The 20993-nt window shown below is 63.8% G+C and carries 19 protein-coding genes; 7 read left to right on the top strand and 12 right to left on the bottom strand.

The features are described from left to right. Positions 1-1678, top strand: a 1678-nt coding sequence (locus M3C25_RS07505; protein ID WP_259855607.1) for a glycosyltransferase, incomplete at its 5' end; no start/stop codon positions are given. A 6-nt stretch (positions 1679-1684) separates the two neighbouring features. Here M3C25_RS07505 and M3C25_RS07500 read toward each other — a convergent pair. From M3C25_RS07500 to M3C25_RS07470, 7 genes are all read right to left on the bottom strand, one after another. Next, positions 1685-3136 carry a glycosyltransferase family 2 protein gene (locus tag M3C25_RS07500; RefSeq protein ID WP_259855615.1) on the bottom strand — a complete coding sequence of 484 codons (1452 nt, stop codon included), beginning with the start codon at positions 3134-3136 and terminating at the stop codon, positions 1685-1687. Positions 3137-3244: 108 nt separating this feature from the next. After that, positions 3245-4381: a glycosyltransferase family 2 protein gene (locus M3C25_RS07495; RefSeq protein WP_311200515.1), complete on the bottom strand. Its 1137-nt coding sequence runs from the start codon at positions 4379-4381 to the stop codon at positions 3245-3247. Further along, positions 4318-5169: a CDP-alcohol phosphatidyltransferase family protein gene (locus tag M3C25_RS07490; protein WP_259855606.1), complete on the bottom strand. Its 852-nt coding sequence runs from the start codon at positions 5167-5169 to the stop codon at positions 4318-4320. Before M3C25_RS07490 ends, M3C25_RS07495 begins: the two co-directional genes overlap by 64 nt. Positions 5170-5237: 68 nt before the next feature. After that, on the bottom strand, positions 5238-6218 hold the full coding sequence (gene galE, locus M3C25_RS07485; protein WP_259846071.1) for a UDP-glucose 4-epimerase GalE: 981 nt from the start codon (positions 6216-6218) through the stop codon (positions 5238-5240). Positions 6219-6301: 83 nt separating this feature from the next. After that, entirely contained in the window at positions 6302-6688 is a 387-nt protein-coding gene (gene tagD / locus M3C25_RS07480; RefSeq protein ID WP_165883543.1) for a glycerol-3-phosphate cytidylyltransferase, read from the bottom strand. 180 nt (positions 6689-6868) lie between these two features. After that, a complete protein-coding gene (locus tag M3C25_RS07475; protein WP_259855612.1) occupies positions 6869-8140 on the bottom strand; it encodes a CDP-glycerol glycerophosphotransferase family protein in 1272 nt (423 codons plus the stop codon). 58 nt (positions 8141-8198) lie between these two features. Then, complete coding sequence (locus M3C25_RS07470; RefSeq protein WP_259855604.1) at positions 8199-9182, bottom strand: hypothetical protein; 984 nt, start codon at positions 9180-9182, stop codon at positions 8199-8201. A gap of 139 nt (positions 9183-9321) precedes the next feature. On the opposite strand from M3C25_RS07470, the gene M3C25_RS07465 reads away from it, so the two are divergent. The 3 genes from M3C25_RS07465 (at position 9322) to M3C25_RS07455 (ending at position 11620) form a co-directional block, all read left to right on the top strand. After that, positions 9322-10326 (top strand): aldo/keto reductase family protein, encoded by a 1005-nt coding sequence (locus tag M3C25_RS07465; protein ID WP_259855603.1) that lies wholly within the window; start codon positions 9322-9324, stop codon positions 10324-10326. A gap of 215 nt (positions 10327-10541) precedes the next feature. Further along, positions 10542-10772, top strand: coding sequence for a hypothetical protein (locus M3C25_RS07460; RefSeq protein ID WP_259855602.1), 231 nt, complete (start codon positions 10542-10544; stop codon positions 10770-10772). 62 nt (positions 10773-10834) lie between these two features. Further along, on the top strand, positions 10835-11620 hold the full coding sequence (locus M3C25_RS07455; protein WP_259855601.1) for a hypothetical protein: 786 nt from the start codon (positions 10835-10837) through the stop codon (positions 11618-11620). 72 nt (positions 11621-11692) lie between these two features. On the opposite strand, the gene M3C25_RS07450 is transcribed toward M3C25_RS07455, so the two are convergent. Together M3C25_RS07450 and M3C25_RS07445 are read right to left on the bottom strand one after the other, a co-directional pair. After that, positions 11693-12157, bottom strand: a complete 465-nt coding sequence (locus M3C25_RS07450) for an NUDIX hydrolase (protein WP_259855600.1) — start codon at positions 12155-12157, stop codon at positions 11693-11695. 44 nt (positions 12158-12201) lie between these two features. Next, on the bottom strand, positions 12202-13527 hold the full coding sequence (locus M3C25_RS07445; protein ID WP_259855611.1) for a short-chain fatty acid transporter: 1326 nt from the start codon (positions 13525-13527) through the stop codon (positions 12202-12204). Positions 13528-13898: 371 nt separating this feature from the next. Between M3C25_RS07445 and M3C25_RS07440 the strand changes: the two genes are divergently transcribed. After that, complete coding sequence (locus M3C25_RS07440; protein WP_259855599.1) at positions 13899-15047, top strand: prolipoprotein diacylglyceryl transferase; 1149 nt, start codon at positions 13899-13901, stop codon at positions 15045-15047. 213 nt (positions 15048-15260) lie between these two features. On the opposite strand, the gene M3C25_RS07435 is transcribed toward M3C25_RS07440, so the two are convergent. After that, on the bottom strand, positions 15261-16637 hold the full coding sequence (locus tag M3C25_RS07435; protein WP_259855598.1) for an NAD-dependent succinate-semialdehyde dehydrogenase: 1377 nt from the start codon (positions 16635-16637) through the stop codon (positions 15261-15263). 171 nt (positions 16638-16808) lie between these two features. Here M3C25_RS07435 and M3C25_RS07430 point away from each other — a divergent pair, with 171 nt between their 5' ends. Continuing rightward, on the top strand, positions 16809-17174 hold the full coding sequence (locus M3C25_RS07430) for a nuclear transport factor 2 family protein (RefSeq protein ID WP_259797020.1): 366 nt from the start codon (positions 16809-16811) through the stop codon (positions 17172-17174). A gap of 82 nt (positions 17175-17256) precedes the next feature. Here M3C25_RS07430 and M3C25_RS07425 read toward each other — a convergent pair whose 3' ends face one another. Next, positions 17257-18195, bottom strand: a complete 939-nt coding sequence (locus tag M3C25_RS07425) for a 3-hydroxyacyl-CoA dehydrogenase family protein (RefSeq protein ID WP_259855597.1) — start codon at positions 18193-18195, stop codon at positions 17257-17259. Between the two features lie 101 nt (positions 18196-18296). On the opposite strand from M3C25_RS07425, the gene M3C25_RS07420 reads away from it, so the two are divergent. After that, positions 18297-19139 carry a hypothetical protein gene (locus tag M3C25_RS07420; protein WP_259855596.1) on the top strand — a complete coding sequence of 281 codons (843 nt, stop codon included), beginning with the start codon at positions 18297-18299 and terminating at the stop codon, positions 19137-19139. Between the two features lie 200 nt (positions 19140-19339). On the opposite strand, the gene M3C25_RS07415 is transcribed toward M3C25_RS07420, so the two are convergent. Then, positions 19340-20965, bottom strand: a complete 1626-nt coding sequence (locus M3C25_RS07415) for a long-chain-fatty-acid--CoA ligase (RefSeq protein WP_259855595.1) — start codon at positions 20963-20965, stop codon at positions 19340-19342. Between the last annotated feature and the right edge of the window lie 28 nt (positions 20966-20993).

Genomic DNA, 20993 nt, shown 5'->3' with positions numbered 1-20993 from the left:
TATCGACATCCCAGTTCTAACGCTCGACCCCAAACTGAACGTCGCAGCAAAAACTGAGAGCCTTCGGGCCAGAGGTCTTCTAGGTCACGGTGTACAGTTGCGCAACTGCTGGACAGAGGTAGCTGCTGCGTCTCATGTCGCGCTCGATCGACTTGCACTATCCACCCAGCCAGTTCCGACAAAGCCACCAACTCCTGTTGCACGAAGCGAGAGCGCCGGCGAAGGCAATAGGAGGGTTCTTTACGACTCAGGTGACAACATCATTGGCGTCGAGCACCTGCGTGCGAACGGTAGTGTTTATATCCGGGATGAACGAAAGGACCCGCGCGGCCGAGGAGTTCTCCTGTGCGACTCATCCGGAGACCCGATAGGCGCATGGACGAGAATGCGCGACTTCTATTTCGCATGGATTGATTCAGTCGTCGGCAACAGGCAAGCCATCATCATCAATGATTCAGCATTTGTTGGTTCATTCTTTCGCCACTATCAGCGCCCCAATGTGCGCACAGTCCAGGTCTTCCACAACACTCATCTGCAGCCCGCAGCATCAACCCCCTTCGGTCCGTTCACCAGGACACGCAGGGAAATGTCGGTAGATCATGCACAGTTTGACATGCTCACATTTCTTACGCGGCGCCAGCAGAACGAGTTTCATCAAGCGTTCCAAAGCTCCTACCGCCGTACTCGCGTAATACCCAACTCGCGCAGCACGCCAGAGCAGCAGGCGAGCCACCTGAAGCCCCGACACCGAGATTCTGGCATTATGCTCGCGCGCCTCACTAAGCAAAAGCGTGTGGATCAAGCAATACGCGCTTTCGCTCAGCTCGGTGAAACCAGCGCACGTCTCGACGTTTTTGGTTCCGGTCCTGATGCAAGCGAACTCGAAGCACTCATTGACGCGTACAATCTCAGGCACAGCGTGCGTCTTCGGGGCTACAGCGCGGATACAACCACTCAGCTGGAATCAGCTTCATTTCTGGTGCTAAGTAGTGATTTCGAGGGCTTTGGCCTGGTACTAGTTGAAGCAATGGCTGCGGGCTGCATTCCGATCGCCTTTGACGTCCGCTACGGACCCAGCGACATCATCACCCACGGACGCGACGGCTTCCTCGTACCTCCTGGTGATGCCGGCGCGCTCGCTCAAACAATCCGCCAGTTCCTCGATCTGAGCGACGAAGAGCGAACAGAGATGCGTCACGCTGCGATAAGGAGCGCTCGACGTTTCGACGATGCCGCTGTCACACGGATGTGGGCTGAATTATGCTACGAGCTTGTGGAGCCAGTGAGGCGCCCCATTGTCGCTGGGCGGCCTGCGCGACTTTCAGCGGTTTCTTTGCAGGAGAGCACAGTGGTCTTGCACGGTATGACTGCGGGTGACTGGACGTCGGCCGGCGCTGACGTCTTCCTGCGGGTACGGTCACGCAGCGGGCTCTACGGCTTCGAGGTCCCCATTGACCTGCACGTTGATGAATCCTTCAACGTGTCTATACCTCTTGGCCATTTCTTGGCAGCGCCCCCGGACACTTACGACTTCTGGCTCACTGCGGCCGGAGCCCAACAGCACAGACGAATGGCAGTCGCGAATGGAGCGGACCTCGCGGTTAGTCTGCACGTCGGCAGATTCTTTGAAACGGAACGCGGCAATCTCAGCCTTGCTATCGAGCCGGCACGGCTCTGAATCCGATCAGCGCCTCACTGCGTTCTTGATCTTCCGTGCCCAGGCCAGAATTTCACCAAGCCGACCGGTAGTCAGCTTGATGCTGATATTGCCCTGTGCTGTACAGTACGGATGCACGTTCCCGCGCGCCACCAGCGAAGCCTCGACTTCAGGCGCCGAAGCGACGCGGGCCCGCTGCACCAGATCCTTGCGCGGGTCGTCGTCATAACCCACTCGGCGGATGAGGTGAAGATCGACGACGCGTTCACTCGGAACCAGGAGTCTCCGCCAGCCCAACCGGAACTCTGCCGTGATGGTGCTGCTCTCTTTATCAGCACCTCGAGCCAGCCGTACCGCCGGAAGTGTGTAGCTCCAGTTCGAGCCGCGCTTTGAGACTTGCAGGACATGCGACTCGTCCGCAGCGCCGGCCGAGAAGACCCGGGAACGGATCTGCAGCTCGGCACCGCGGGAGGTGAGTTTCCACCGCACAAGCGTGGGGGCAAGCTCAACAGCTGCGATCTGTGAACCAACGCGAATCGCCTCGATGTCGCCGGCTCTCACCCATTCGCTGCGACTGCGGAATGGCTCCTCAAGGGCGGCTTCCAGTTCGACGGGAATGAACTCCCGCTGGAACCGCTGATGCACCTCGATGAATCGCTTTGCGCGCTCCTGCTTGAGCCTGACGAACCGATCCGGTGCGTAGAACTTCAAACATTTGCGACGGTACAAATCGAGGATGATCCGGTCGGCTCGCTGAGGATCCGGATCGTAATCGCGAATGTTTTGGCTCACCTGAGCGATCGCCCAGGTGTACTCATCGGGGTCGAGGTAGCGAGAGCTGATGTTCTGCCCGTCGTCGCGGGACCGGATCTGATAGTAGTCTGCGCCGGTGACCACCGACACCCGCTGCGCCAGGAAATAGGCACGCGAGAGCATGATGCCGTCTTCGAGCCTGACTTTCTCCTCGGGGAATCGCAGTCCGTGCTTGTCGAGGAACGTTCGACGGAAGAGCTTCGTCGGGCCCAGTGTCGTCAGCACGCTCGAAAGGTCCGCATCGATGCGCGTGCGGGCATAGAGCTTGGATTGCACCCAGCGGCCGTTGATCGACCCCATCTGCGGCAGCACGATATCGGAGGCGTGTGCATCAGCAAAGTCACACATCACGGTGAACGCACTGGGGTCGAACTTGTCATCGGAGTCCGCGAAGAAAACATAGCGGCCGCGAGCCGCATTCAGAGCCCGGTTGCGCGGTTGGCCTGGCCACCCCCAGTTCTCCTGATGGATGACGTGCAGGTTGCTGTGGGAGGCGGCAAAGCGGTCGAGTTCGTCGCCGCTACCGTCCGTTGAGCCGTCGTCAACGGCAATGACTTCGAACTCTGCGGCCGACATCGTCTGTGAGAACACAGAATCGAGCAGCTCTGTGAGGTATGGCATCGAGTTGTAGACGGGGATGATGAGGGAGAGCCTTAGGTCGGTCATTTCCACCCTTTCCGATTCAGGTGCTTCTCCATACGACAGCGGTTCTGGAGAGTGCTGAGCCGCACGAGCCGCGGGCCCCACACCCTTGTCCAAATGAACCAGTCAGCTCTACACGACTGGCGGTCGGCCGTAGCGGGCCATCCGCAGCAGCCCGCGAGTGGAGAGCTTTTCGTGATTTTCTTCAGGACCCCAGGGGTCATCGCGCCAACCATCGATCCAGCCGCTGAACCAGGGCCGCAGCTGCTCGGGTTTGGTCGCCCAACGTGTGGTCTGCATAAGCGTCCAGGACGCCACGTAGGCGAGGCTGAACGGCAGCGGCAGGTTCCGTCTGGCCAGCCACACGCGGTTGCGGGCGTTCATGTAGAAGTACTCTTCGTGCCGCCGCTGGTCGATCACTGGATGGGCAACCGAGACATCGCCCATGTACCAGACCTGGTAGCCGGCGTCCCAGATCCGCCAGGCTAGCTCGATGCCCTCATGGGCATACCAGAACGGCGCTGGCCAGCCGCCGCAAGCGTCGAACGCCTTGCGCTGCAGACAGACTGCACCTTCCCAGACCGAGAAGACGTTCGACGAATGACCGGCATTGCCCTTCTTCAGACGGGGTATCCACCGCTTCGGTGCTGGGGTGCCGGCAGGATCCTCGACACGCGGCTGAATGAGCCCGATGCTCGGCTTGGTGCGCATGAGCTGTGCCATGCGCATCAGTGTCGAGTCATCAGGCAACCAGGCATCGTCATCAAGGAAGAAGAGAAACTCGCCGTCGACGTGGGGAACGCCTTCATTGCGGCCGGCAGGAATACCGATGTTGGTCGGCAAAGCCAGCGTCTTGACCTGCTCGGGCAGTCCGGTTGGTTCCCAGCCATTACCTACGCAGATAATGTCGAGCTCCACGCCGCGCTGCGCCAGCAATGAGTTGATTCCGCGGCGCAGGTCGTCCATGCGCTTGCCCTGGGTGAGAACCACGACGCCGAATGAGTACAGCCGGGACTTCATCGTCTCAGCTGGCTTGGCTGCCGCGTCCGTCGTACCGGGCAAGTTGCCGTGGCGGGCGCGTACCGCGCGTTCGAGTTTACGGCGCTCACGCGAGGTGTCGCGCAGCGATTCGAGCTGCGGAGTGTTGAACGCCTCGGCCGGGATAGGCTGGGTGGCGTCCTTATGCGTGTGGATCTGTTCGTGTGTCATGCCGGCAATCTCCTTGAGGCCATGATCGACAAGAAGTGTCCGATCACCGACAGTGCGCACAACGGCACCATAAGCGTGATGAGCCAGCGCTCGCCGACGAGCTCTGGACCGCCGCCAGCTGAGGCAATGAGCGTGATGATCGAGGCGACGACAGCCAGGATCGACATCTCGACCGAGTGATACAGACGGTGGAACGGAACGAATCGGGCGACGCGCTTGAGGGTTGCCAGCAGACCAGAAGGAATGGCTGTCGCCTGCGCTGTGTCCGGCAGCTTGTCGAGACCGTTGAAAGCGCGAGCGACATGGACCATGTCGTTAAGCGCCTTGTTGAGCACGACGAGGAAGCCGAGGATCGTGCCGGCCAGCAGGTAGGGGTACATCCCAGCTGGGTCGGCTTTGAGATTCGACAACTCACCGACTGCCCTTGCCCCGAGAGCAATCGCGACAAGTCCCTCGGTGGTGTAATGACCGACTTTGTCGAGGAAGACGCCTTTGGCGCCCTTGGTGCCGCGCCAGCGCGCAACCTCGCCGTCGCAGCAGTCGAGGTACATCTGCAGCTGCGAGAAGAACAGGGCGAGCAGGGCACCGAACAGCCCAGGGATGAGCAGAGAGACAGCGATAAGCCAGCCAGAGAGGATCATGAGGCCGGTGACGCCGTTGGCGGTGATCGGCGTGCGCACGAGCAGTACGGTCGTGTAGATCGAGATGTGCCGAAGGTACAACTGCGCTGTCCAGTGCTCGGCATTCTTGCGGCTGCGCACTTCGGGAGGCTGCGCGACGGCACGCAGCTCCTCTAGCGACGGCCGCTGTGGCCGGGCAGGACTCAGCACTCTTCCTCCTTGTGCCATCACGGATCAATGAATGGTCTAGCGCCACAGTTTACCGTGAGTTCACGCCGAGGACACGCAGTTGGCGCTCAGGTGCGCGGGGTGAGGCCTTTCGCTCGCACAGCTGAGGTGATGATGTCGGTGAGGTCGTACTGTGCTTTCCACGCGAATTCGCGCCCGATCCGCTCGACATTGGCAACGAGCTGTGGCGGGTCACCAGCGCGACGTTCTCCCATGACAGGCGTGATCGGGCGGTCCAGGACGCGGGCTACCGTGTCGATCACCTCGCTGACGGAGGCCCCGGCTCCGGTGCCGACGTTGAAGACGGACTCAGCGGGTGGGCCGTCGCCAGCTGCGAGGTAGTCGAGGGCGTAGATGTGCGCTTCAGCGAGATCGGCAACGTGGACGTAGTCACGGATGCAGGTGCCGTCCGGCGTGTCGTAGTCGTCACCGAAGATAACCGGCGCCTCTCCGCGGTCGAGCCGGTCAAGCACGATCGGCACGAGGTTCATGACAGCTGTGTCGGCGAGGTCGTCCCAAGCCGTGCCTGCGACATTGAAGTAGCGCAGCTTCGCAGCCTTGAGGCCGGTGGCGACCATGGCATTGTCGATCATCCATTCGCCGATCAGCTTGGTCTGGCCGTACGGGTTAATCGGCTTGCAGTCGATGTCCTCCGGCACTTGTGGCACGTCCGGCATACCGTATGTTGCTGCCGAGGATGAAAACACCATGGTACCAACGCTGGATGCTTCCATCGCAGCGAGCAGATTGGCCAGCCCACCAACGTTCTGCCGGTAGTACCAGATGGGCTTCTCAACGGACTCTCCCACCTGCTTTTTTGCAGCAAAGTGGATAACGGAGTCGACGCCGTACTCGGAGATCACCTGCGCGAGCCGAGGTTCAGCATCGGGCTCGGCTAGGTCAATCCGCTCCAGCGGCGTGCTTCCGACGCGACTCTCGACACCGGTGGACAGATCATCCACCACCACAACGCGGTCACCCCGCTGCTCCAACATGCGAACAACGTGAGAGCCGATGTACCCGGCACCACCGGTCACCAGTACTGACATCGCCACTCCTCCATGCGTAGTATCGCTGACGCGGCCTTTTCACCGAATGATCGCACACACTGCGAACTTCGCGCTCTCCAGGCCTACGACGAGAGGTCGGACTTGATCTGTGTGGTTGAGATCTCTGGGGTGCGCGGCAAGTAGACGACCTCGCAGTGCTCTTCGAGTTCGTCAAACTTCCCTTCCCAGTCGTCGCCCATGACGAATACGTCGATGTGATACTGCTGTACGTCGTCGGGTTTCTGCTCCCACGTTTCCTCTGGGATAACGAGGTCGACGTACCTGATCGCTTCGAGCATTCGCTTGCGATCTTCGTAGCTGAAGTACGACTTCTTTCCCTTGCCAGCATTGAACTCATCCGTCGAAAGCGCTACTACGAGATAGTCGCCTTGCTCTTTGCACCGCTGCAGCAACCGGATGTGGCCGTAGTGCAGCAGGTCGAACGTGCCGTAAGTGATGATGCGGCGCATTGGTGAAGTCTCCATTGTTTGGAAGCGACGGTAACAGGGCCTCGCCGGGAAGCAGGCCAGGATCCGGATAATGGTAACGGCTTCATTACGCTTAGGTAAAATCTGCGCGAACGCCCCTCGGAGGCCTACCGTCTCTTGCCTCTCACCTGGCTTGCATCAGTGCGCCCCGGCCCACTGCATTCACTCTGTGCTGCGTTCTCCGACGATTTGAATGGTCGCAGCTTCGAAGCGAAGCTGCTGCTGACCCGGTTCCGTGTTTCCGAGGTAGTAGGCCTGGGCATCGCACGCCGCACCGCTGTCGGACGAACCCGCAGTTGCGGTCACTAGATCGACGATTTCAGTCGGTTGACGCGCCTCACCCGCAAGCACACGGTCGAAGAGCCCACCGGGCAGCACTTCTGCACCGGGATCATCCGGCCGGATGAGTACGAGCGGCTTGCCTGTCGAGAGCCAGTCGAAGGCCACTGCCGACATTTCGGCAAGGCATGCATCAGCTGCGTCGAATTGCCACCCCAGCCGCACATCATCATCGAGGTATCCGCGCGGATGCTCGATCACCAACTGTTTGACCGCAGCAAGCGCCTGTGCTGTCTCGACGTCCATGACCCCGGTGCGCGGGTGGGGGCGGAAGATCACCCGACAGCCGGAATCAAGCAGCCCGCGCACGATTGCCGGGCCGTTGTGCTTGAGGGTGCCGTACGCCATCGACGGCGAATCACCCTCCCAGGTGGGTGCGTAGAACACGGTCAACCGTGCGCTATCAGTCATCTCCCGCCAGGCCTGCGGCGCCTGGCGCGGCGCGTCGAGCTGCGGGCGACCGATGTCGATCATGCGCACTTCGCCTCCCTGCTCCCGGAATCCGACAAGCGTGTCTAAGAGGCGCTGGCGAGCGGCCTGGCCAGCAGTGAAGATGTAGTCATAGGCCTTGAGCTGATTGGAGATCATCGAGACCTTCTCGCTCTCCCCGTGGCTCAGGTGCACATGCGCTGGCCGGGTGAAGCGCAGCGCCTGGAAGTTCATCGTGGCTTGGTTGACGTAGAAGACGACACGCAGACTCGACTGGCCCATAAAGGCTTCAAGGTCCTTGGCAAGTCGGCCGAAACGAATCGGAAGCTGCGTAGCCGGTGTGATGCGGCGGGCGTGATCAGCATTGCGACAGAAGATCGCCAACGGGGCCTCACCGTGGCCTTCTTCGACAAGGCGCTCAGACAGCCTCTCAAACGGCAGCAGCCATTCACGCAGCTGGTAGAGGCTGGCTGCATCCCCGGCGAAATAGGCCGCGACGACGAAAGCGTCGTCCGGTTGCGGTGCATATGTCGGATCAAGTCCGCGTTCGGCGAGACGACCGCGCACCAATGCCGCACTGGTGCGTGCGATCGACCGGCCACGATTGACAGCCTGGACGCCGACTCGACGCAACTGGTCGGATCGTGTCGGAAAACTCATGCTCATCACCCTAGCCTGGGCCCCTGCACGGCAACCCGGAATAGGCACATATGCACCAGCGTCATCAGCTCAGCGCTATGCGGTCCTCGGCTTCCCGCCACGCGACTTCGAGCCAGACCGAACCGAGTGCTGCATCAGCGGTGCTGCCGACGGTGAGCCGCGAGCGCAGCTGGTCAGCTTCCTCAGAGGTGGCCATGGTTGCCCTGAGGAAGGAGGGCAGGATCTCCTCGTTTACGTCGCAGGCAGGAATGCGCAGCTGACGATCGATGTCAGCGTTCGGGTGCTTGTCGAGAACCGCACCCATATCAGGGAATCGGGCCTCGAGGCGGTTGGCCAGGTCGCCGGTGCACTGCGGGTTGTCCGCGCACGCCCGGGCGACCGCTTCGACCGGGTCGTCGATGAGGGTCAGGAGGACATCAAGGGGAAGGTCCGGGTTGCTGGCGAGCTGCACGCGCAGCTCCTCGGGTCCCCACCCGCAGATGATCCGCGCGGCTTCCTTCGCCAGCCCCGGCTTCGCCGGCTCCTCGGCGCCGTGGCTCGACTTCTCCGGGAAGCGGCGGATGACGTCTTCGTAGTGCCATTCGTGGAACTGGCTGCGCGGCACGTTGAGGAATCCCTCCTCGCGCAGGATCCTCTCCCACACCTCGCCGACGGTGTCCGTGGGGATCGGCTCGCCGGCCTTCTCCTTGTCCAGGACCACCGACTCGCGCACCCCGCAGGCGCGCTTCTGCCGGCGGGTGGCGATCAAGGAGCGCAGCGCGTAGGCGGGCTTGTCGATCCAGTCAGCGAACGGCGAAGCGAAGTGGCGGATGATCGACATCGAGTTCCAGCGCCCAGTGCGCTCGGGATCGACGGCGTTGATGACGCAGTCCTGCACGGAATCAAGGGTCAGCAGGATCTGGCGGAACTCCGGGTGGTCGTCGGACTCCCGGGCGAGCACGTAGGCGATGTCCTGCGGTATCCGACGCATGCCGGTCAGCTGTGCGATGGCCTCATCCCACTGCTCGTTCGACACGGCAACCCGCACCTCAGACCACTCGGCAGTCATGGACACCATTCAACCATGAGCGGTTCAGGGAACACAGTGCGCCTTGTCAGCCCTCACCCGTTAGTGCTGCCGGTAATGTGAGGAGGTGAGGCCGCGCCAGGCAGGCGCCGGCCGTTGATCTGCAAGAGAGGACTACCTGATGGAATTCCGTTACCTCGGCAACTCCGGACTCAAGATCTCCGAGATCACCTACGGCAACTGGCTCACCCACGGCTCCCAGGTGGAGAACGAGATCGCCACGAAGTGCGTGCACGCCGCACTCGACGCCGGCATCACGAGCTTCGACACCGCAGACGTCTACGCCAACACCAAGGCCGAATCGGTTCTCAGCGAGGCCCTCAAGGGTCAGCGCCGTGAGTCGCTGGAGATCTTCACCAAGGTCTACTGGCCCACTGGCCCGCGTGGGCACAACGACTGCGGCCTGTCGCGCAAACACATCATGGAGTCGATCAACGGTTCGCTCTCCCGCCTGCAGACCGATTACGTCGACCTCTACCAGGCACACCGCTACGACTACGAGACGCCGCTGGAGGAGACGATGCAGGCCTTCGCCGATGTCGTGCGCGCCGGCAAGGCCCTCTACATCGGTGTCAGCGAGTGGACCGCCGAGCAGATCCGCGCTGCCCACGGCATGGCCAAGGATCTGGGCATCCAGCTCATCTCCTCGCAGCCGCAGTACAACATGCTCTGGCGGGTCATCGAACCCGAGGTGGTGCCGACCTGCCAGGAGCTGGGCATCTCGCAGATCGTGTGGTCGCCGATCGCCCAGGGTGTGCTGACCGGCAAGTACAAGCCGGGCCAGGCGCTGCCCGAGGGTTCGCGTGCCACCGATGAGTCCGGCGGCGCGAAGGCCGTCGCCGGCCTGCTCGAGGACGAGACCCTCGAAGCCGTCGCCAAGCTCGAGCCAATCGCCCAGGAGCTGAACCTGACGATGGCGCAGCTGGCGATCGCCTGGGTGCTGGCCAACGACAATGTCGCTGCCGCACTCGTCGGAGCGTCACGCCCGGAGCAGATCACCTCGAACGCCGAGGCCGCCGGGGTCAAGCTTGAGGCCGATGTGCTCTCGAAGATCGATGATGCCCTCGGCGGAGTCGTCAAGAGCGATCCGAAGCTCACCGTCTCCCCGGAGACCCGTCCCTGCTGAGCCGATCGGCTGACGCCCGCTGAGGCGGGCTGACAGAGACGCGAGACTGGGCGGTGCACTATGGTGCGCCGCCCAGTTCTACGCCCGGCGCTGTGAATTGCTCCAGCGCTGGGACTTGTGACTGACCTGACACATGCCGAGCACCCTTGATGCAGCAGCCCGGGGTTGACTCGGTGGTGAGCCCTCCACCGCCGAGCTGATTGCAGGAGTCTGCCGTGTACTCACGCCCACCTCATCGGGACATCCCGCGAGACCTCTACGGCCTGCCGGCCACTCCCCCGAACACCCGCACCCCGAGCCCAGCTCCCGACCGGTCGAGCTTTTCACCTGCGGCCGCGCTGCGCCGCTCGCGGGGCGCACGCCCGGTGGTCATCGTCATGAGCGTCGTCATCGCAGCGGCCCTGCTCGCGGGACTTACGGCGGCTGTCCTGTTCTATGGCGTCTGACCGGGTGGCGACGACTGTGACAGATGCGATCTGATCACGACTGTGACGGATACAATGCCGTCATGACGGCTCTGCGCATCACCTCGGAATTCATCGCCCGCTATGCCCCGCACTATGTGATCACCGAGCTCGAAGATCGCCTGCTGACCAAGGACGCGAAGAAGGCACGCAAGAAGGAGCGGCTGAAGTACAAGTCGCTGCTGCGCTTTGCGGAATGGAAGGCGGTTGCCGTTCTGCCGATACTCACCGGCTACTCTGACAAGACCACCCAGAAGGACATCGAATACCTGACCTTCCTGGCGCTGGAGGAGGACACCCCTGATCGCTGGCGGATTCCGATCCTGTCGATCATCGACGGGGTCGGCAAGCCCTTCGCCAGTGCGATCCTCTCAGCGGTCTACCCGGCGGATTTCGCACTCATGGACGCCCGCTCGGTCGGTGTGCTCTTCGAAGCGGGCCTGCTGGAGTCGAAGAACACCGCCCGCGTGCCGTATGAGGACTACCTGGGCGTCGTGCGAATGATCGCCAGCGAAGCGAACGTCAGCCTGCACGAGGTCTACCGCGCCCTCTACGCATACGCCGAACTCGGCGAACTCGCCGCTGACGACACTGCGGCGACGGTTGACAGCACAAAGCCTGCCACGACGATAGCGGCGAAGTCGAACACATCGTCCCAGTCCGCTTCCTCCACGGTGAAGAAGACGACTCCGCAGACGAGCACCACGAAGGCTGCGCCGAAGAAGGCCGCTGCCAAGAAGTCCACCAGCAAGAAGTCGACAGCTAGGAAGTCGGCGACGAATAAATCGACAGCTCAGAAGACGACAGCGAAGAAGTCGAACAAGAAGTGAGCCGCAGGCAGTGCCGCGCAGCCGGATCGGTTTCGGTCGGCTGCGCGGCACTGTCATGTCAGCGCGGTCACGTCAGCGCTGCTGTGCCGGCATTCTCGTGCCATCGGTCAGCCAGTCGGGCAGGTTGGGGATGACACACTCGCGGGTCAGGGAGGCGAACCGGCGCTCGGTGGTGTCGGCTGGCAGGTCATCGAAGGAGAACCAGCCGGCCTCGGCGATCTCCTCATACACCGCAGGAGCGGTGACATTCAGCCCACCGGGCAGCCCGCGGTAGGCGAAGACTGTGCCCGTGACCGCTTGCCCGGCCTCATTGGCAGCCGCCGCTGTCCACGTGCCGAGCTCAGCGAGCCGGTCATCGGCAAGCTCAAGATGCAGCTCCTCGGCGGCTTCGCGGATGATCGCGTGCCGAGCGGACTCACCAGGTTCGGGCTTGCCGCCAGGCAGCATGAACGCCCGGGTGCCCGACTTGCGGACCATGAGCAGCTCACGGTGCTCAGGGTGGCGGATGACGAGGGCGGAGACGCGGATCTCAGGCATGAGGGCACTCTAACAACGCAAGCCGGCCACCGCCTCGGGAGCGGTCACAGACTGATGATGAGCAGGGTCGCTCCGAGCACGACGCCGGCGCCGAGCAGGGTCAAGGTGGTGTAGCCGATGATGTCGCGCATCTTCAGCCCGGCGATCGCAAGCACCGGCAGAGCCCAGAACGGCTGGATCATGTTCGTCCACTGGTCTCCGTAGGACACCGCCATGATCGCCACCGTCGGGTCGACGCCGAGCTGGTCGGCGGCATCGAGCATGATCGGGCCCTGCACGGCGAACTGGCCGCCGCCGGAGGGGACGAAGAAGTTGACCAGGCCGGCGGCGAGGAAGGCGAGCAGGCCGAAGGTCGTCGGGTTGGCGATCGAGACGAGCGCGGTGGAGAAGACGACGATGAGGCCGGTGGCCTTCATCATCCCGAGGATGCCGGCATAGAGCGGGAACTGCAGCAGGATCTCACCGACGTTGGCGGCGGCCTCCTTCGTCAGGTGGATGAGTTCGAAGGGGCTGCGCACGAGCAGGAAGATGAGCGCTAGGAACGACCAGTTGACGATGTCGAGGGTCAGCGAACCGCCCTGGACGAAGTGGACGACGAGGTAGCCGGCCAGTGCTAGGCCGGTGATGAGGGTGAGGATGCGCGAGGCGTCGATACGGTCGGCAGGTGTCACGACGTCTTCGCGGGCGGGGTCGTAGGCCTCGGATTCGACGTGGGCGGGCAGTTCGACGACCGGGTCGTTCTTCCGCGGGGCGGCCAGAGCGAACAGCGCGGCGCAGACGATGATGACGGCGGCGGCTGCGGCGATGTTCCAGCCGGCGAAGATCGTCTGGGAGACCGGGATGAGCTGGCCGCCTAAGGATTCGGCGAGGAAGGAGTCCGGGGTGGCTGCGGTCAGCGGACCAGAAGCGGAGTAGCCCATGTGCCACACGACCATGCCGGAGTAGCCGGCAGCCACGAGCAGCGGGAAGTGGACCTTCATCTGCCTGCCGCGAGCCTGGATGGCGATCTCACGGGCGAGCAGTGCGCCGACGACCAGGCCGAGTCCCCAGGTGATGAGGGAGGCGAAGCTGGCGACGATGAAGACGAAGACGTAGGCCATGAGCGGGCTCTGCGGCACGGCGGCCAGGGCGGAGAGACCCTTGCGGACCGGGCCGGTGTTGGCCAGGATGTGGCCGAGCAGCAGGATGAGCGCCATCTGGGTCATGAACTCCAGCAGCCCGGCCAGACCCTCTCCCCAACCGGTGAGCACATCGACGGGGCCGGCATCGGTGAGGATGAACGCGAGGATCGCGACGATGAGGGTGAGCAGGATCGCGAAGACCAGCGATGACGGCACCCAGCGCTCGAGGAAGTGATTCAGCGGCCGCATGAGCCCGCGTGAAGCCTGCGCGTTCGACTGCGCTTCCTGGGTTTCCGGGGTGGTCGGGGGCGGAGTGTGGGCAGCCATGGGGTGTGAGCCTTTCTCGTCGTTGAGCTTCGGTTGTGGTGACCGCTGATCGCGGTCGGATGTGCTCGCACCATGCTACGGGCGATGACGCCCCCGGCTCTGAGGCGGGGTTTAGGGTGCTGGCTTCAGAGCGGAGGCCTGGACCGGCACCCCAGATCGGCCGACTGTCGGACGAAGTGCCGCAGATCCCGGCCAATTCACCGAACATTCAGGAAACCTGGTTGTCACCCGGTGTCACCCAGGTTACTCTCAGAGAGAATTGATATTTCTCTGACCTTCGAAGGGACAGCCCCATGAAGCGCACATCTCTCCGCCGCCTGGCTGCCGGCGCATCGGCCGCCGCGCTCGTCAGCGCGGGTGCATTCTTCGGTTCCTCGGCCGCATTCGCGCAGCCGACGCCGGAAGAGACTGACACTGTCACCGAGCCGGCAGGTCAGTCGGCTGAGACCGGTAAGACGTCTGAGGACTCAAAGCAGGCCGACGAGAAGACGTCGGAAGACTCGAACGAGAAGAAAGTCGAGACGAAGGTTGAGGAGCCTGCCGCCTCGAATACCGAGGAGTCAGCAGGCACCGGAACCCAGGAGCCCACGGATTCCAATCCCAATCCGACGCCAGATTCTGACCCGGCTGAGGACGGCGGCGACGACGATGCCCCTGCCTTCGACCCGCAGGTGAGCTCGGCACCGGATGAGATCACTGCTGCTGACCTCACCGACCCGGACAAGGGCATCACCATCACGGCCTCGAATCTCCAGGCCGGTGACGAAGTCACCAATAACCTCACCAACGAGTCGACGACGGCTGAGGGTGAAGAGCTGACGACCGGCGTCTACTACGAAGGCGATCCAAGCGACTTCGAGGTCGGCGACAAGGTCGACTTCACCGTCACCGTCACCCGCGAGGGCGAAGAGTCGAAGACCTTCGACTTCACGGTCACGATCATCGGTGAGGACGACGGCGACGACGAGCGCATGGAGCCGAAGCTGAAGATCTCACCGCAGAAGATCAGCGTCACCGACTTCCGCAATGAGAACAAGGGCGTCGAGCTCACCGTCACGAACTGCTACCCCGGCGAGGCAGCAACGTTCATCATCGAACATGAGAACGGCGAACTGAGCTACGAAGTCGACGCCGACACCAACGACGACGGCACCGCCGTCATCGAGCACATCCACGGGACGGGCAACGCTCCGGACTCTGCGTACACCGGCACTTACTCCGTCACCGTCATCTGCGGCGATGGCGAGAGCGACGGAACGTTCTCCGTCCATGCCGATGACAACGGCAAGGGCGGCGGTGACTCCGACAAGGGCCGTGACCGCGATCGCAACGAGCTGCCGCGCACCGGCTCAGACCTGACCGCGCTCTACGGTGCAGCCAGCCTGCTGGCTGTCGGAGCTGCAGCCATGATGGTCGGCCGTCGCAAGAGCCCCAAGCAGTGATGACCGTCAGCTGAAAAGCTGACATTCTGTGGCTCGCTGGGGATTCTCCCGGCGGGCCACAGTCATGTGTGCGCACAGGTGCGACAGCGCTGTCGTCGCCTTCACCCGGCGGACGAAGAAGCAGTGAAAGCTGAGCCGGCACGCTGATCGCACGCGGCAAAGAAGGAGATGGCCCGCCGGGCGAACCCGGCGGGCCATCGTCATGCCCTGTGATCAGCTGTTCTTGTAGTACAGCTGCTTGTTGCAGAACTCGTCCATCGCCAGCGGGCCGAGCTCACGGCCGACACCGGAGCGCTTGACGCCGCCGAAGGGCAGGTACTCCCGGGACTGCTCGGGTCCGTTGACGAAGACCATGCCGGCCTGCAGCTGCCCGGCGACCTTCTCCGCCCGGCTCATATCCGAGCTGAACACAGCCGAACCGAGACCGAACGGGGTGTCATTGGCCAGCTCGACGGCCTCCTCGTCAGAGGAGACGCGGAAGATCATGAACGCCGGGCCGAAGAGCTCCTCGTAGTAGCCGCGCTTGCCCTTCTGCACATCGGTGAGCACGACCGGCTCGACGAAGGCGCCCTCTCCCTCATAGGCCTTGCCACCGGCCAGCAGGGTCGCGCCGTCGGAGACCGTCGCCTCGACCTGCTCCATGAACCGCTCCTGCGCTGCCTTCGACGACAGCGGGCTCAGCCGCGAGTCCTCTGCCAGCGGGTCAGCCGGGGTGAACTTCTTGGCCGATTCCGTGATCTTCTCGACGAACTCGTCGTAGATGTCGTCCATGACGATCATGCGCTTGGGCGAGTTGCAGGCCTGGCCGGTGTTGCCCATCCGCGCCTGGAACAGCGTCTTGGCGGTCGCGGCGACGTCAGCGGAGTCGAGCACGACGTAGGGGTCGGAGCCACCGAGTTCGAGCACGACCTTCTTGAGGTTCTTGCCCGCCTCAGCGGCCACCGCCGAGCCGGCCCGCTCGGAGCCGGTCAGGGACACGCCCTGGTTGCGCGGATCCGGCAGGATGATGTCAGCGACCTGCTCGTTGGTGGCGTAGACGTTGATGTAGGCGTCAGCCGGCAGGCCGGCCTCGACGAAGATCTCCTCCATCACCTGTGCCGAGCGCGGGCACTGCGGGGCGTGCTTGAGGATGATCGTGTTGCCCAGCGCCAGGTTCGGTGCGGCGAAGCGGGCGACCTGGTAGTACGGGAAGTTCCACGGCATGATGCCCAGCAGCGAGCCGACCGGCTTGCGCAGCAGGTAGGCCTCGCCGTCCTTGGGCCCCTTGAGCTTCTCCTCGGAGATGAACTCGGCGGCGTTGTCGGCGAAGTACTGGTAGATCATGCTCGACAGTGCGACTTCGCCCTTGCCCTCCGGGACGGCTTTGCCCATCTCGAGCTTGATGATCTCGGCAAGCTCCTCAGCGCGATCCGAATAGATCTGGGCGACCTTCGACAGGATTGCCGTGCGCTCCTCCACTGGGGTGGTGGACCAGGTGGCGTAGGCGTTGTGCGAGCGGGCGAGCGCATCGGTGATCTGCTCATCAGTGGCGGTCGGGAACTCCTCGACGACCTCACCGGTGGCGGGATTGACGACTGCATACTGCGACATCTGTGATTCCTTTCACTCGACCGTCGCGGACCGCGTACCTAAGGCTGCGACGGTGCAGGCCGGCCTGTGCACCGGCGGTTGATGCCCACGCTAGTCGCCGCTGGGCCTGCTGTTCAACCGGCGTAGACTGGCGCTGAGACTCCGTCCCGCCACCTGTTGAGAGGACCGATCGTGACCGCTGAGAGGCACAGCATCGAAGAACTCGCCGCCCGCTACTACGCCACTGTCGACTCCGGTGATGCCGATGCGACATCGGCGCTGTTCGCCGCCGACGCCAGCTATGACCGGCCGGGCTACCCGACGATGGTCGGGCAGGCGATCACCGACTTCTACCACGGTGAGCGGATCATCGTCTCAGGCAAGCACACCGTCACCGAGGTGCTGGTGTCCGGCCAGCAGGCTGCTGTGCAGGGATCGTTCGCCGGCACGCTCAAGGACGGTTCGGAGGCCAGCGAGCGGTTCGCCGACTTCCTCACCTTCGACGATGCCGGGCTCATCACGAACCGGACGACGTACTTCTACCGCGCGGCAGTCTGAGTCAGGCCGCGCAGGCCGTGCGGATCTGAGCCAGCCCACCGTGCTCACTCTGCAGGCTCGGCCTCACTCTGCAGGCTCGGCCTCACTCCTCGGGCTCGTCGTCCCAGTTGTCGGCGGGTTCGGGTGCGTCACCGGACTCGACCTCGGCGCGCAGGCGCAGGATGCCCTCCTGCATGCGGTCACGTTCGGCCGTGAGCGCCTCGGCTGACGGGTAGGCCCGCTCGACCTGTTCGAAGACCGGTTCCATGCCTTCGGCCGACATCTCCGGTTCGGTCACGTCGATCTGCGCGAACGACGGCCCGATGTGCTCCATGAGCCCCCGGAACCCGGCCTCTCCCCCACCCAGGTGTAGGCCGCCGAACAACCCGACGGCAGCCCAGCGCATGCCGAGCGAGTTCTTCAGCACGGTGTCGACATCTTCGGCACTGGCGATGCCGGCTTCGACGATGTGGGTGGCCTCGCGCAGCAGGGCGTTCTGCAGACGGTTGCCGACGAAACCGGGGGCTTCCTTCTCGAGCACGACCGGGACACGGCCCAAGGTGACGAGGAACTCGCGGAGGGCAGCCACCACCTCGGGCGCGGTGCGCTCACCGGGGACGACCTCGACCAGGGGCATGACGTGCGGCGGGTTGTACGGGTGGCTGATGAGGATGCGGGCGGCTGCCTCGTCGGACAGACGCGCAGCGATCTTCGTCGGCAGCAGCGCGGAGGACGATGAGGCAAGCACACAGTCAGCCGGGGCGGCGTCGACGAGGTCAGCGAACATCTGGATTTTCGCTTCGAGGTTCTCCGGCCCGGACTCCTGCACCAGGTCAGCGCCGCCCACCGCCTCGGTCAGGCACTGGCAGACCTCGATCGGTGCCTCGGTCTCAGCGGCCAGCCTCTCGGCGACCGTGTCGAGATCCGGGCGGGGATCGAACAGGCGCACGCGGTGCCCGTGGGAGGCGAACAGCCTAGCCCAGGACAGGCCGATCGTGCCGGCGCCGATGATGGCGGCAGTCAACGGGGTCTCGGTGAGCATATGGGCAAACGTACACCGCTGCCTGCCACATTTCGACCCCGCCCGGCTCGCGGGATGGCCGGCAGCCTGACGGCAGTTCGCTGGCGTGGAATAATAAGTCCATGAGCAATGCGAACATCATCGCCGGAGCCGAGGAACAGCTCGCCCAGGCGCAGGAGTCAGCCGGTGTCGTCATGCGCTGCCTGCAGACCGCCGCTGAGGCGGCCGAGGCCTCGCTGCTGCTCGATGAGGTGTGGAACGTCGGCAGAGCCGGCACCACCCAGCTCGAGCCCGGGCTCATCGTGGCGCTGGCCCATGCCGGCAACTACGTCGCCGGGGCCTTCGATGTTGAGGACGACTCGCTCATCGGCGTGACGATCGGGTTCTTCGGCCAGCCGCTGGGCAAGATGATGCACTCGCACATCGCCGGTGTGCGCCACGAACAGGTGGGCCGCGGCACCGGTGCGGCGATGAAGCTGCACCAGCGGCTGTGGTGCCTCAACCACGGGATCAAACAGATGACGTGGACGTTCGATCCGCTCATCGCCCGCAACGCCTACTTCAACTTCAGCCGGCTCGGCGTCAATGCGCTGGACTACTACGAGGACTTCTACGGCCAGATGCGCGACGGCGTCAACGAGGGCCAGGCCTCAGACCGGATGCTCGTGTCCTGGCGGCTCGACCTGCCAAAGCGCCCGCCGCTGCCGGCGGTACTGGAGGAGGCTGAGCCGGTCTTCGCCCTCGACACCGTCGACGGTGAGCCGCGGCTGAGCGACGTGCCGCGAGAATGCGAGGTCGTCGGCGTGCGGATCCCCAGCGACATCGAGTCGCTGCGCGGCGTCGACCCGGAGCTGGCGACCCGCTGGCGGATGGCGCTGCGCGACACGTTCACCGGCCTGATGTCCGACGGCTGGGAGATCGTCACCTGCCGCCGCGACGGGGTGTACCTGCTCATCCACCCGTGACGGGTGAGCTGGCGCAGCCAGTCTGCGAGCCTGCGATCTGCGCGCCTGTGCTTCCCGGCAGAAGGCCGGTCACAAAGTGACGGTCCCGGGTGCGGATCAAGGTCAATATTCGACCAGCCTTTGGGCTGACAAGAACGAAAAAGAGCCATCCTTCCCGTGCCGACGTCGGCATGGGAAGGATGGCTCCTCTGTGTTTGGGGTCAGTCCTGCTGCTGGTGCTGACTGCGCAGCAGCTTCTTGTCCAGCTTGCCCACTGAGGTGCGCGGCAGCTCCTCGCAGAAGACGACGTCATCGGGCAGCTGCCACTTGGCGAACCGGTCGGCGAGGACGGCGAGGATGCTGTCCTTCGTCACACCGTCTTCGCGGGCGACGACATAGGCGACTGGGCGCTCATCCCACTTGGGGTCGGGCACCGCGATGACCGCGGCCTCGGCGACCTGCGGGTGATCGAGCAGCGCATTCTCCATGTCGATTGAGGAGATCCACTCGCCGCCGGACTTGATGACGTCCTTGAGGCGGTCGGTGAGCTTGAGGTAGCCCTGCTCGGTCAGCAGTCCGGCGTCGCCGGAGCGCCACCAGCCGTCCATGAACCTCTCAGCGCTGTCGTCGAGGTTGTGGTAGCTGCTCGTGATCCACGGTCCGCGGAAGAGCACCTCGCCCTGTTCACCGGCCGGCACCTCGGCTCCGGCCGGGTCGACGATCTTGACGTCGATGCCGGTGACCGGCAGACCTTGGTAGCGCTGCAGATCCCACACCTCGTCCTCGCTGAGCTCCATGCCGGGCTTGAGATGCCAGTTGACGGTCACCAGCGGCGTCGTCTCCGTCGCACCGTAGGCGTGGATGACCCTGACGCCGGTGAGGTCGGTCAGACCCTTGAGCAGCGCCAGGGGCGGTTCGCTGGCACCTGAGACCACCCGGGTGCTAGAGAGGTCCGGCGGGGTGTCGAGAGCCTTGAAGTGCTCGAACAGCGGAGTCAGCAGGGCCGGTGCTGCGTTGGCGACGGTGACGCCGAAACGGGTGAACCCCTCGGCCACCGGGGTGATATCCGTAGCAGCGAAGCGGCCCGGCAGCACGACACCGGCGCCGGCGGCCAGCGCCGTCTGGGGGAAGCCCCACGAGATGACGTGGAACATCGGCGTGATCGGCATGACGACGTCGGTGTAGTCGACCTGGAGGCCGGCCAGCGAGGCCATCGTGTGCAGATACATGCCGCGGTGGGAGTAGAACACCCCCTTGGGCTTGCCGGTCGTGCCGGTGGTGTAGCCGGCATAGGCGGCGGTGTTCTCGTCGATGACCTGCCAGTCGTAGTCGGTGGGCTTGCCGGAGATGAGCTCCTCATAGGAGTACACGTTCTCCAGGCTCGTTTCGATCTCGCTCTGCGGCTTGTCGGTGAGCACCACCCAGCCCTTGACGTAGGTCGACGGGGCGAACGCCTCGGCCAGCGGCAGCAGCGATTCGTCGACGAAGACCCAGTCCGTCTGCGAATGGTTGACGACATAGGCGAGGTCGGGAACCGCCAGGCGCAGATTCAGCTGCAACATCGTCGCCGCCACGCACGGCACACCGAAGTACAGCTCGAAGTGGCGGCGGGAGTTCCAGTCCATGACCCCGACGGTGCTGCCGGCACCGATCCCGAGCTCATCGAGGGCGTGGGCGAGCTGGCTGATGCGGACGTACTCTTCGCCGTAGTCCGACTGGTGCCACTGACCGGCCAGATCGCGGTAGGTCACTGGTGCATCGGAGAACGTCCGGTTGGCATGCCGGAGGAAGGTGGTGAGGTTGAGCTGGTAGTCATCGCCCATGGTCGAGCGGTTGCCGGTGAGCATGAGGGTGCGCCTTTCATGTCATGCGATT

Origin of the sequence: Brevibacterium luteolum (assembly GCF_025147615.1) — a bacterium.
GTDB classification, from domain to species: Bacteria; Actinomycetota; Actinomycetes; order Actinomycetales; family Brevibacteriaceae; genus Brevibacterium; species Brevibacterium luteolum.
Note: the sequence above shows the minus strand (reverse complement) of the source record. Positions and strands in the feature narration are given on the sequence as shown.